Genomic DNA, 13,653 nt, shown 5'->3' on the forward strand with positions numbered 1-13,653 from the left:
TGTTGGTTTTGTGTGTTTAGAATAAAATTTGCATAAATAAAATTGTAGCAGAATATTTGTTTACTAATCGTAGGTTTGCGGTATCAATTCTCGAAAACCAATTAATAGAAACAAAGTTCAAAACAATAAAATAACTATGAAAAAAGTATTATTCACTCTGGCTGCATCTGTATTATTTACAACTATCGTTAGTGCAAACAACAATCCTAAATCTCCTGTATCAATGGCTGCTTACAAAACAGCTGATGCTGAAGGTGTAAAATTAGTTGTTGTAAATTCAACTGCTGAAAATGTAACTGTAAAAATCAAAGATGCTAATGGCAGAGTGATTTTCACCGATGTAATTCGTAATGAAGAGAAATTTACTCGTAAATATGTATTTGCTCCTGAATTACACAACAGTGATTACACAATTGAAGTGACAAACAGCCAAGGTGCTGCCAGCCAATCTGTAACATTGTAAGAAATATATTTTGTTGGTAATAAAAACACCCTTATCTGTGAATGATAAGGGTGTTTTACTTTTGAAGGTAGACAGATAGTAGTTAAAAGGGGACTGGTTTTATTCGAAAGCTAATGGTAGTACTTCGTATATAAGGGAACAAAGCAATCACAAGCAGGATACCTAGTATTACCCAACTAATCATTGCATAATAATCCATTGAATACCGAAGTTGAATCTGGTTGTTTATGGTAGAAAAAAGCAACTTATTGGCAAACAGACCTGCCTGATCCTGAGCCATACCTGTTGATTGGCCAATTTTCTGGTAGTGTAACAACCGTTCACTACTTAGGGGATTAAGTGAAGTGACTTGTTCCTGAAGTAGAGTATAATGGATTTGTTTTTCATACAATTGAAAGAAGTGAATCAGTGCCATGCTAAAGGTAAATCCAAAGAATCTGAATCCGATACCCATAGCTGAGGCTGAGTTACTAATATTGACTGGTACAGAAGAAACTGTAAATAATATCAATGGCACCATTAATATACCTGTTCCCAACCCTTGTATAAACAATGGAATAATAAATGTCCCAGCATCTGCATCTGTTGTAAACAGGAAATACATCCATGTGTAAAATACAAACAGAAATGAAAAGCCCCAGAACCAGATTTTACGCATGCTTGTGTTTAGAAGTACATAATGTACAACTACATATACGCCCACTACAACACCTGCCAGATTGGCAAGCATTAAAAGAGACACATGAATGGGGTCCATACCCAATACATTGCTAAAATAGGTGGATGATATGCCCAGCCCTCCCCGGCATATATAAAATAAAAATACCAGAAGAGTACCCAGGCAGTAGTTGCGATAGTGAAATATCCGAAGATTAATAAATGGTCGTTTAATGATATTCTGACGAAGTACAAAGAGACAAATGAGTACAACTATAATTCCTGCGAACAAACAGATATGAAAATCTTCCAGCCATAGATACTGCTGGCCATATATGAGTACATACCCTGTAAGTCCTAAAATAAGTGCATACATCACAAAACTTGGCCAGTCCAGTTGATATAACGGAATTGGTTTTTTTGTGCGGTCTTTGTTCATGACATACAATAACATGAGTGTGCCTGGTATCTGAAGATAAATGATGGATTTATACAGGGCATTGAACTCAAAATAATGTACAACCAATGAGGATAGAATCATACCCACAGGTGCGGACACCAGTAGAATACCATAGTAGATGGAGTAACCAATGGCTTTTGCTCTCTCAGTATGCAAACGTGAAAAAATGATAGATAAACAGGAGCCTGCTACACCACTTGAGAATATTCCTTCCAGAAAACGTAAGCCAATAAAAGCAAAGGCATTATGTGTGATATAGAAAATAATATTTGCCCCAGTCAGTAAAAACACTCCCAAAAGAAAGTAGTGCCGTGTGGTAAAGAAATTTAGAAATCGTTGCTCAAAAGGAAAAAAGCTAGCCATTGCAGCATAATAAATAATAACAGAAAACTGCACATCTGTTGGCTCAATGCCATAATAACCAGCTGTTTCTGTTATATTTCCTGCATAGAGACCCAAAATAATCAGACAAGGCAGTAGTACCATACCAATGGTCAGCCAGATAAACCAGTTCGGAATGGTATGTTTAATGGAAGAACTCATGGCTTGACTTATTTAGTAATTAATACAATTGCATTCATTCCTGCTCGCAGATTCTGAATCTTGTTGGGAGTATCTGTAAGTTTGATTCGAACTGGAATCCTCTGTACTATCTTCACAAAGTTTCCTGTAGCATTGTCAGGAGGTAAAAGCGAAAAGCGGGAGCCGGTAGCGGGAGACAAAGACTCTATTTTCCCATGAAATTTTTCTCCGGGAAAAGCATCCGTTTCAATTTCTACTTCCTGACCAATGTGCATATTTTTAATCTGGGTCTCCTTAAAGTTGGCAACTACCCATTTGCCTTCTTCCTGATCCACCAGGAATGCCAGTGTCTGTCCTGTCTGAATTAACTGCCCTTTTTGAATGGTTCTTCTTCCTATTTTACCATCATAAGGGGCTACAATAGCTGTATAGGACATATCCAGCAGACTCTTGTCCAGAGTAGCTTTTCTGCGTTGTATTTCTGTCAATGCTACAGCCTTTTGTGCTTTGATATCATTTACCTTAGCTAAAGAAGCTTTATACGAATTTTGCAGTGTTTGATAGTCTGCACGTGCTACATCCAGATTGGTTTGGATGGCTTCGAATTGTTGTTGTGTTACTGATTCTGCATCCAGTAGTTTTTTGTATCGGGTAAACTCTTGTTCTGATTTCCATAAACGGGCCTGCGCCGCAGTAATCTGAGACTGATTTACCTGTGCATTGGTTGCTGCGGTCTCTATTGAACGATCTAATACGTCTATCTGCGCTTCTGCATTTGCCAATGCTGCCTCTGCTTCTTCTTTGTGAATTTTGTATTCATTATCTTCGATAATTACCAGAGTGTCACCTTCTTTCACATCCTGATTTTCCTCATAACGGATTTCTTTTACATACCCTGTAACCCGACTATTAATTGGATTAACATATTCTTCAATTTGTGCATCATTGGTTTCTTCATAATGCCATAACTGCCAGAAGGTAATAATTCCCCAGATGAGGAGAGCAATGATAATGATGACTGATATCCAGGTAGTGATTTTAGTGATGATCACATCAGTGCGTGTATAACTTATTTTCTGGTTTTTCATAGTTTTATAGTTTTCCAAGTGTAAATAAAAGCTGATAGTAGTGTAAATGTGCTGTAGTCTGGGCAGTGGTCAGATCAAATTTGGATTGAAGTACTTGTGTATCCGCATCCAGCAAATCCGTTAGAAGTGCCAGCTGATTAAAAAAGGTATTGCTGACGATCCGATAGTTTTCTGAGGATTGCCGGATATTTAATTCTGCAACCTGTATTCTTTTCAATGCTTCTGCATATCTGACATAAGATTCTTTTACTATCTGACGTATATTATCTTCTGTGTCTGCTTTTACTAGTTGCTGCTTTTTATATTCGAGGATAGCCGCTTCTTCTTTATGCCGGTTGTGATAAAGAGAAGAAAGCGAATAAGATAATCGGATTCCCGCTTTGCCTATGCTATATGCCGCATCCATATAAGGATAAAGGAATATCTGGGGATAGGAATATGTATAGTTGGCAAACAGACCTACTTTGGGTAGATGGCCAGCCCGAACTTCTTTTATATGTAATTCACGAATGGCGGTTTCTTTATCTGCCAGATGTATAGGATAAGCCTGTTCCAGTGCTTCTGTCAGGTAGGCTTCATAACCAGCCTGTATTGGTTGACTGGTAGTCAGATCTTCACTTGGAATAATTTTAGTGGTATCCGGTAAACCAATCATAAGGTCCAGCTTTTGATTGGCAAGCAGAATACTGTTTTCTATCTCTGTCAATGTCATTTGCTGACGGGATAACTGGAGTTCGGCCCGTAACAAATCACTTTTGAGTACTACTCCATTTTTTTGAAGCTCCTGTATATGCTGAAGACGTCTTTGGGCTTCATGTATGTGCTGATTGATCAGATCTCGGAATACTAGACTTCGTTGAAGATCCAGATAGATTGCTGCTAACTTTAATCGTGTTTCAGATGCAATTTGATTTCTTTTTTCAATTGCCAGTTTGTGTGCCATTTCTTCTGTCTCAATGGCTGTATTAATTTTGTTGCCATGATAGAGTGCCAGATAAGATTCAGCTGTAATCTGATAAAAGTTATGTAGTACAGGAAAATGTTCTGGAGTATTAAATGGCCCATTGGTATAGATGGGCATATTGCTGATACGAGCATATTCTGCATGTGCTCTAATCTCCGGAAGACGTTCCGCTTTGCTATCTTTAACATGTTGTTCACTGATTTCGAGTTGAACCTGTTGAATCTGAAGGGATTTATTTTGAGATTCTGCTTTTTGCCAGATTTCTTGTAGTGATAGCTGTAGCCCTTGATAAGTTGGGCTTTTTTCCTGTACCTGGGCTGGTGCGTTACAATAGATACTCAGTCCAACTAACAGGCTGAGTTCTATACTTTTTCTGAGTGTCATTTTGCATTTGGTTATGACACAAAAGTAAGAATGGGTTTTTTCTCTAATTTGCCATTTATTTGCTTATTCTGGCCAATTTTGAAATGTTGACCATCGGATTAAAGATATAGTACAAATATATGTTTTGTATATGTTGGAATAATTATACTTTGATGGACTATGAAAGCTACTTTAGATATGTAAGTTTTTGTGGAATTGGATTTTATTTATAAGTTGAATGCTTCTTTTTACTTGAGATATGAATCAGGAAGAGACTTATTATCAACGATTATTTCAGGCTGTAGAGCAACATCCTGAATCGATCTATGTATTACATGAGAAGCTTGAATATAATTTCCCTATACACAAACATGACAAAGGGCAATTAAGCTACGTAGAAGGAGGGATGGCTTATCTTTATACTAAAGAGGCAACCTATTTCCTGCCTGCCCGACATTATGCCTGGATACCAGCAGGAGTTGAACATCGTTTGTTTCATTCCAGCCCGTCTCAGATAGATCGGAATATCTATTTTGTCAATCAAAATGATTTGGAGCACCCATTTTTTGGAAAGCTGGGCATCTATCCAGTGACAAATCTTTTACTGGAAATGATTTTATTTACAGAAGCATGGACAGGGAATCTGATTCCTGAAGGTTTTCCTTATCAGTTTCTGATTACATTGAAGCTTGTTTTACCCGAAGTAAGTCGTCATCCTTTGCCATTATCGTTGCCTACTACAGAAAGTAAGCGATTGGACCCTATCATTCAGTACATACATAAAAATCTTTCTGAGTCTCTTACATTATCACTTGTGGCAGACCAATTTGGATATAGTGTACGAAGCTTATCCCGATTATTTCAACAGAATCTGTCAGTTTCGTTTTTGCAGTATCTGAAACTGTGTCGGATGATAAAAGCCATGGTGTATTTACTGGAAACCGACAAGCGAATCAGTGAAATTGCCTATCAGACAGGCTACAATAGCCTGTCTGCATTCAGTAATACCTTTTACGAATTAGTACACATGAGACCTATGGATTTCAGAAGTTCTGTCAAAAGATAATCTATTCGGCTTTTAATGATTCTGTTGGATTTTTTAATGCAGCTCGAATAGCTTGATATCCTACCGTAAGAAAGGCAATAAGACTGATGAAACTACCTGTCAATAAAAACATCCAGCCTCGAATGGAGATGTGATAAGCAAAATCCCGAAGCCATTGATGCATTACAAACCAGGCTATCGGTGTTGCAATAACAAATCCTAGCAGTACCAGTTGTAAGAAAGAGGACGAAACCAGGAATACAATATGAGATATACTTGCTCCTAACACTTTACGTATACCTATCTCTTTTATCCGCTGGTGTGCTGACAAGTGTGCTAACCCAAACAAGCCTGAGCAACAAATCAGGATGGATAGGATGGTCGCAATCCCTATAATTTGTTGCCAGCGTTGTTCCTGTATATATTCCTTAGCATTCAATTCGCTCAAAAAATGATATTCATATGATGCATCAGGCATGGCTTGCTTATAGATTTTCTCAAATGCCTGAAGTGCTTCCTGTTGTTTAAGTTTATCTATTTTTAACCAAATACCGCCAGTATATTCATTGCTCATAAATAATACCATGGGCTGGAGCTTTTCACGTAAAGAACCAGAGTGATAATTTTGTACTACTCCCACAATTACTAAGCTGCCTTGTCTGCGTTCAAAGTTTTGTAAAATTGTTCCAATAGGCTGTTTGAGCCTGGCTGCCTTTACAAACGCTTCATTCACAATTATATTTTGTGTTTTATCAGTCAGGAAAGAATTGGTAAAGTTTCTTCCTTCTTTAATTTTGATACCAAGCATAGGAATATATGCCTCATCAATGGACTGATAATGGCTTTTTATTATTTCAGAACCCACCCGAATATCGGTAGTCAGGCTACTAAATTCTTCACCAAATGAGATTTGTTGAATAGCAGGGACTTTAGCAATTTCATTCCTCAGGATAGTTTGTACAGTCTGGTATTCTCGATTGCCATTGATATGAGTACGTATAATCTGGTGAGGATTGTAGCCAAGGTCTTTGGTTTGGATGTACTCCATCTGATTGTAAAAGATGATGGAGGCAATCAGCAGAAATATTGCTAATGCAAACTGAAAGACAATGAGTGTTCTTCCTAACAATGAATTGCCTGTTATTTTTACTTTTCTATATAATACCTCAACAGGTTTAAACCCTGATAAGACAAAGGCAGGATAGAAGCCTGTCAGAAGAGTATTAATCAGAAAAAGCAGGCCAATATAGATATACAGTTGACTATCCAGTGTATCTGATAAAACAAGATGTTTTTCAGCTAGCTGATTAAACGAAGGAAGGGTTAGTTGTATCCATAAGGCAGAGAGTACAAAGGCTACTAGAGACAATAACATGGATTCACCCAGAAACTGGAAAATAATCTGATATTGACTTCCTCCGGTTACTTTGCGAATGCCTACTTCTTTAGCTCGCTTCAGAGAGTTGGCAATACTGATATTGACAAAATTACTGCTCGCCATCAGTAAAATGAGAGCAGAGATTCCTAAGAAAAGATAGGAGTAAATGGGTTTGCTACCATATAGAATACCGCCTTCCACATTACCTGTGCCGTTGTTTAGAGGGTTGAGGTGGATATCCAGTATGTTTTGTAGTCCATACTGTATTTTGGGATATTGGGTATGGTTTGTGGCAAGTTCAGATTGGGAGAGACGTGCATGAATCTGGTTGAATTTTTGACTGACTGTAGATAGATCTGCATTGGGGTGAAGCACAACGAAGGTACTGAGATAGGCATTTAACCAGGATGTGTCTTCAAATGAAACCTGCATATATTGAAATGGATGCAACAGGTCAAACTGAAAGGATGAGTTATAGGGAGGATTTTGTATTACACCTGTAATAAGTAAGGGTTTGCCTATCTTCTGAAAAGACGGATCGGCATCCAGATACAAAGTTTGGCCAATGACATCAGTAGTATTAAAAAATCGAAGAGCAGTTTCTTCTGTAATAACAACAGAGTTAGCATTTTGAAGAACTGTTTGAGGATTTCCCTGAAGGAGTTTAAATGTAAAAACATCAAGGAAATTGGCGTCTACATATAAAGGGTGTAGTTTCAGTACTTTATTATTGGCTCGAACATCGGCCGATATGTCTCCTCCCATAACACGTACATAGGAATTTACTTCGGGTACTTGAGTTTTGAATGCAGGGCCTTGCACTTGTCCTGAGCCTCCGGTTATCTGTGTCTGATCGCCTTTCTCCTGAATAATAGATGTGGTTATTCTATATAATTGAGATTTTTTGGTATGGAAGTTGTCAAAATGACGTTCATCCTGAATATAAAGCACTGCCAGTAATACACAAGTAATCCCAATGGAAAGTCCCAGAACAGTAATTATCGCGTATAACTTGTTTCTCCAGATATTTCTGAAGGCAATTTTTAGATAATTCGTTAGCATGATACAGCGTGATCAAAATAGTGGCATACTGATAAAGCTGGATTTTATCGTACAAGGTTGTTGGATTTATTTTACAAGCAAACTTGTCCAACAAGGAGTTCTTTTTACAGATTCATTCCAAACAGACATTCCACCTGACATGTTTTTTACATTTTTAAAACCATTTTGAGTAAGCAAATAGCTTGCTCTTGGACTGCGATGACTATGTGAACAGTATACTATAATTTCGCTGTTTTTGTATTTATTCAGTTCTCCTATTCGTTTATCCAACTCTTGTATTGGGATATTAATGGCTCCTTTGAGACGACCGAAATTCTCCTTTGCTTTGCCTGAGAATTCTTCCGGAGTACGCACATCCAATAAAATTACCTTGGTATTATTGGTCGTAATGTCACACAATTGATCTGGTGTAACATTTTGAAAATTGACAGATGATTTCAGTACCAAATCCATTCCGCAATGAGAACATTTTCCGGATTTAGTATATTCTTCTTTATCACAATCATACCCACAAGGAGAACATACGTAGCTGGTTTCATTGGGTTGTATACTTGTCATACCAACGGATAGTGCTAAGAGAACTACCAGAACAAATAGTGATAGAAGTTGTAGTTTCATAACTGAAAAGTTAGTGTGATTTTAAATCATTCATTCCGAAGTGACTTAACTGGATTATCCAGAGCTGCCTTTATCGATTGATAGCTGATTGTAAGCATAGCAATAAGTACCGATGTAATTCCTGCCAAAATAAATACCCACCCCGAAATACTTACCCGATAGGCAAAGTCCTGCAACCATAGATTCATGACATAGAAAGCAAGTGGAGTTGCCACAACCAATGCGATAAGTACTAATAGTAAAAAGTCTTTGGAGAGTAATGAAACAAGATCTGTGACGGAGGCTCCTAAGACCTTTCGTATACCAATTTCTTTTGTACGGGTATCTACTGCATAAGTCGCTAATCCAAACAAACCCAGGCAGGCTATCACAATTGCCAGTATAGCAGCTATGCTAAATGACTGGATAAGTTTTTCTTCTTTCTGGTATTGTTGTTGAAAGTCATCATCCAGAAATTTATAATCAAGTGAGTACGCTGGAAATATTTTTTGCCAGGTTTTTTTGAGATGAGTTACTACCAACTCTGGATCATTTCCAGAATAACGTATAGCAAATACATTGATGGATGGGGTGATATTCATAATTACCGGACGAATAGCCTCTTGTAAGCCATGTTGGTGATAATCTTTTATCACTCCAATTACCTTTCCATTCATTCCTGATGCACTTAGTTTTTTATCTAGTGCATTTTGGGGTGTATTCCATCCAAAAGCTTTCATGGCTGTCTCATTAATTAAATAACTCTCAACTGAATCTGCTTTGCTGTCTTGAATAAAATCACGTCCTGCAATGAGTTTTAAGCCAATTGTTTTTAAATAATGGTAATCAACCGGAATGTGCTCTACTAAAATGCCTTGTCCTTGAGCCAAACCCTCACCATAGGCAAACTGCCCATCCCATCCTGATCGGCCAGGTATGGCACGACATCCTGTTACTGAAGTAATACTACTTAGCTGGCTCAATTCTTTCTTGAAAGTTTTTGCTTGTTGATGACGTGCTGTCCATTGAACTTCTTTCATATCTACCACTACTATTTTGTCTTTATCAAAACCGAGTGATTGAGTCTTCATAAAGGATAGCTGTTGCCAGATAATCAAAGTACCAATAATAAGGCAAATTGACACGGTAAATTGGGTTACTACCAGACTTTTGCGAAGGAAGTTGCCTTTACTGGAATGAGTAAAGCTACCTTTCAGGATGGTAACAGGCTGATAATTGGATAAAATCCATGCTGGATAAAACCCTGTAAGAGGAATAAGTACAATCAGAATGGATACCAGTAAAATCAGATTGTCAGGAGCTAGCAGGGTACTAATTGTGAAATTTTTGTTTGTGAAGTAATTGAATGGTGATAAAGTCAGATAGGCAACAATAAGACTACAAAGTGTAGCTATGGTACACAACAAACCTGCTTCAATCAGAAATTGCACTATTAATTGTTTTTTATCTGTTCCCAATACTTTTTTGATCCCTACTTCTTTTGCTCTTTCTATGGCTCTCGCAGTTGAGAGGTTGATAAAGTTAAGGCAAGCTATCAGAAGAATAAATATACCTATTGTGATAAATACATATACAGTTTGGATATTTCCTACTGTTCCTGCGGCCGAAGCTTTGCCGGAATAAAGGTAAATATCTTGTACTGGACGAAGGTAAAGAACTGTGTTAAATCCTGTACTCTTGATAGCTTCCTTACCATAAGTCCCTACCAGATTTTTAATTTTATTCTCAAATTGTTTGCTGGTTACATTTGGTTTGAGCCGTACATAGGTGTTTACATTAATATCAAACCAGCCAGATGCATACTCATACTTGCAATCTTCCGGAAACATAGCACACGTAGTTGAAAAAGATCCTACCAAATCAATTTTGAGGTGAGAGTGGCTAGGTAATTCCTTGAAGACACCTGTTACCCGATGAGGAATGGTATCATTGACCATCAGTAATTTCCCAAATCCATTGCCTTTTCCAAAGTATTTTTCTTCTATTGCCTGACTGATAACTACAGTATAAGGTTCTTTGAGTGCCGTTTGTGGATTACCCACTTTCAAGTCATAACCGAATACATCAAAGAAATTTTCATCTGCAAATAGAGATGGTTCTCTTACATAGACATCCTTAAGTTTGATCACAGGGTTCCATGAACGCATGTAACAGACTTTTTCGACTTCCTCATATTTTTCCTGAAGTGTTCTTCCTATAGGCCATCCTGTCTCAGCTAACTCCATGCTGGTACCGTCAGGGGATAGAGTCGTACTTTCAATCCGGAAAGTCCTATCGGCATGAGGTATAAAGCGATCATAACTAAATTCATCCTTTACCCAGAGAGCAATCAGGAAGAATAAAGTAATGCCAATCACTAATCCCGTAAGGTTAATTAGTGTATATGTTTTCTTCTTGCGAAATAGTCGTAAGGCTATAGTTATATATCTTGTAAGCATGTGAAAGCAAGAAACAATAGATAGGTTGTAAATTCTTTTATGTACAAAGAGGATGATATCATCCTCTTTGTACTCTATTCATCTCTCAGGCTATGAACAGGATTGGCTAGTGCTGCTTTTATAGATTGATAGCTAATTGTTATAAGTGTTATACCAATAGCTGAAATCCCTGCCACAACAAAGATCCACCAGGAAATATCAATATGATACGCAAAGTCAGCGAGCCACTTATTCATTGCATACCAGGCAATAGGTATTGCAATAAGTAATGCTGAACAAACCAAGAGTAAAAAGTCTTTTGATAAAAGAGCTATAATTTGTTGTACAGATGCTCCCAGAATTTTACGTATGCCAATTTCTTTGGCACGCTGCTGTGTAGTAAAGGCAATCAGACCAAACAAACCCATACAAGCGATGAAAATGGCTAACCCTGTTGCAGTATTTACAAGAGTAGCAGTTTGTTGTTCTCGTTGATAAAATCCATCAATAGCATCATCCATAAATTTGTAATTAAACTTTTCATATGGATAGACATCTTTCCATGCTGCTTCAACCTTTTTCAGAAAGTTTTGTATTGTCTCTGTGTGTTTTCCTTTTGTGTTCAGTTTTATATTTATTGTGGAAGCACCTTCAATTTCACTTTTAAGAAAAACTGGTTTAAGAGAATGATACAAAGAGGTTGTATTGAAATTGGCTACAACTCCAGTAATAGGTACAAGAGTTTTTTCTCCATAAATTATGAATTGTCCAACTGCATCTCTAGGATTATTAAATCCTAATATTTTTGCATATTCTTCATTAATTAGGATTTCTTTCACTGAATCGCTTGTTTGAATATTGCGCCCTGCCAACAGTTTTATTCCATATAACTCCAGAAAGTTTGAATCGATATTATGTCTGCTCACATTCATCTCAATTTCTTTTTTTCCTTTTCGGAATAATAATCCTGTGGTATTATCACCTGAGGTTGCCGCTGGACGTTCGCTCCAACTGAGCATTTGAACTTCTGGAAATTGTTTGATTTTCTCAAAAAATATTTTTTTCTTATTGTTACCTTCAGACCATGGAGTTTGTACATATAGGATTTCGTCCTTATTAAAGCCCATATCCTTTGAACGCATGAAATGAATCTGACTTTCGATTATAATGGTCCCAATGATGAATATTTGTGAAAAGGCAAACTGAAAGATAATAAGGCTTTTACGTAAAATTGCTTTACGTGTAGTTTTGCCTGATGTGTGATTTTTTAATGATAGTACAGGAAGGTAAGAAGACAATACCACTGCGGGATAAAATCCTGCGAGCAGGGTTGTTACTACCAAAATACCAACTGAGAATAAAATAATGAAAGGATTCAGAAGATCTAATGTTACACCCGATGGAATAAAAGAATTGTAAATAGACAATAATGTTGGTGTAAATAGAAAGGCTAAAAGTATTGCTCCAAATGTAATAAGGAATGTTTCACTCAAAAACTGAACGATCAAGCTCCATCGTGTGCTTCCTAAGACTTTGCGAATTCCGATTTCTTTGGAACGCTGTACAGATTGGGCTGTAGATAGATTGACAAAATTAATACAGGCCATTATCAATAAAAAGATTGCAACTCCGAGTAAACTATACAGGGTCGGTAAATGTACTAATCGTATATACACCCCATTATAATCCTGATTGAAGTGAATATCAGACAAGGGTTGGAGGATAAATTCATCCTTTGGATCCCTATTCTGAAATCTGTTAGGTGAGTTGCTGGCATATTTTTTCATTAAGGAACTAAATTGGCTCTCAATTTGAGATGGAGTAGTACCTTTTGTCAATTTGACTAATACCTGAGAGGTGGAGTTGGTATTGGTCCACTGAGTAAGTCCTGCATCTTCTTTCCAATTAGTACTTTCTATAGTAGAAAAAGATATAAAGTCTGTAAAATGAAAATCAGTATTGTCTTTCCAGTCTGAAATAATACCAGATACCGTAACTGTTACAGTATCTGAATAATCTGCATAGGAAATGGTTCGACCCATTATTGTGGCAGGATCTGTAGTTCCAAAATATATTTGTGCTTGTTTTTGTGAAAGAACTACATGAAATGGGTCACTCAGTGCTGTATTGGGATCACCTGCCAGCCATTGATAGTGAAGTATCTTAAAGTATTCATTATCTGTTAAAATATATTTTAAAGAACCAGGATTTTTCCATTCAATGTTCGTTTCGATAGTTTTTACTTTATTATTCTTTTGAGAAATGAAAATTCTGTCAGGAAGCGTAAGATGAAAGGGTGCTACCACTTCTAAACCACTAAACTCACGTCTCATGGCCCATGGGATAGGAGCAGAGATACCACTATTTTTATGGAGGCTATTAGCAATATTTATGTGAGAAACAACCCGAAAAATTCTGTCCTGATCTTTGTGAAAGGTATCGAAGCTAAGCTCAAAACTTACCATCAGGTAAATGATCAAACAAGCACTAAGCCCAATCGCCAGCCCTGTTATATTGACAAGGGTATAGGTTTTTTGCTTGATTAGACTGCGAAAGGCTATTTTAAAGTAGTTAGAGAACATGGTGTATGGTTTTAAATACTTTAGTTTAGTGAGT

At 37.1% G+C, this 13,653-nt stretch carries 9 protein-coding genes; 2 read left to right on the forward strand and 7 right to left on the reverse strand.

The genetic code is table 11. The features are described 5' to 3' along the window. Positions 1-136 precede the first annotated feature (136 nt). Positions 137-463 (forward strand): hypothetical protein, encoded by a 327-nt coding sequence (locus tag QNI15_RS13730; protein ID WP_313980121.1) that lies wholly within the window; start codon positions 137-139, stop codon positions 461-463. Between the two features lie 82 nt (positions 464-545). Here the strand turns inward: QNI15_RS13730 and QNI15_RS13735 are convergent, their stop codons facing one another. The 3 genes from QNI15_RS13735 to QNI15_RS13745 are packed head-to-tail and all read right to left on the reverse strand — an operon-like array spanning position 546 to position 4,538. Then, positions 546-2,123, reverse strand: coding sequence for an MFS transporter (locus QNI15_RS13735; protein WP_313992581.1), 1,578 nt, complete (start codon positions 2,121-2,123; stop codon positions 546-548). An 8-nt stretch (positions 2,124-2,131) separates the two neighbouring features. Next, positions 2,132-3,190, reverse strand: coding sequence for an HlyD family secretion protein (locus QNI15_RS13740; protein WP_313992583.1), 1,059 nt, complete (start codon positions 3,188-3,190; stop codon positions 2,132-2,134). A gap of 4 nt (positions 3,191-3,194) precedes the next feature. Continuing rightward, positions 3,195-4,538: a TolC family protein gene (locus QNI15_RS13745; RefSeq protein ID WP_313992586.1), complete on the reverse strand. Its 1,344-nt coding sequence runs from the start codon at positions 4,536-4,538 to the stop codon at positions 3,195-3,197. A 238-nt stretch (positions 4,539-4,776) separates the two neighbouring features. On the opposite strand from QNI15_RS13745, the gene QNI15_RS13750 reads away from it, so the two are divergent. Next, entirely contained in the window at positions 4,777-5,583 is an 807-nt protein-coding gene (locus QNI15_RS13750; RefSeq protein ID WP_313992588.1) for a helix-turn-helix transcriptional regulator, read from the forward strand. Position 5,584: 1 nt separating this feature from the next. On the opposite strand, the gene QNI15_RS13755 is transcribed toward QNI15_RS13750, so the two are convergent. The 4 genes from QNI15_RS13755 to QNI15_RS13770 all read right to left on the reverse strand — a co-directional run bounded on the left by QNI15_RS13755 (position 5,585) and on the right by QNI15_RS13770 (position 13,619). Further along, entirely contained in the window at positions 5,585-8,002 is a 2,418-nt protein-coding gene (locus tag QNI15_RS13755; protein WP_313992590.1) for an ABC transporter permease, read from the reverse strand. A 66-nt stretch (positions 8,003-8,068) separates the two neighbouring features. Further along, positions 8,069-8,620 carry a rhodanese-like domain-containing protein gene (locus QNI15_RS13760; RefSeq protein ID WP_313992592.1) on the reverse strand — a complete coding sequence of 184 codons (552 nt, stop codon included), beginning with the start codon at positions 8,618-8,620 and terminating at the stop codon, positions 8,069-8,071. Positions 8,621-8,646: 26 nt separating this feature from the next. Further along, positions 8,647-11,058: an FtsX-like permease family protein gene (locus QNI15_RS13765; RefSeq protein ID WP_313992595.1), complete on the reverse strand. Its 2,412-nt coding sequence runs from the start codon at positions 11,056-11,058 to the stop codon at positions 8,647-8,649. A gap of 74 nt (positions 11,059-11,132) precedes the next feature. Then, positions 11,133-13,619 carry an ABC transporter permease gene (locus QNI15_RS13770; RefSeq protein WP_313992597.1) on the reverse strand — a complete coding sequence of 829 codons (2,487 nt, stop codon included), beginning with the start codon at positions 13,617-13,619 and terminating at the stop codon, positions 11,133-11,135. Positions 13,620-13,653 lie beyond the last annotated feature (34 nt).

Origin of the sequence: Xanthocytophaga flava, from assembly GCF_030068545.1 — a bacterium.
GTDB lineage: Bacteria > Bacteroidota > Bacteroidia > Cytophagales > 172606-1 > Xanthocytophaga > Xanthocytophaga flava.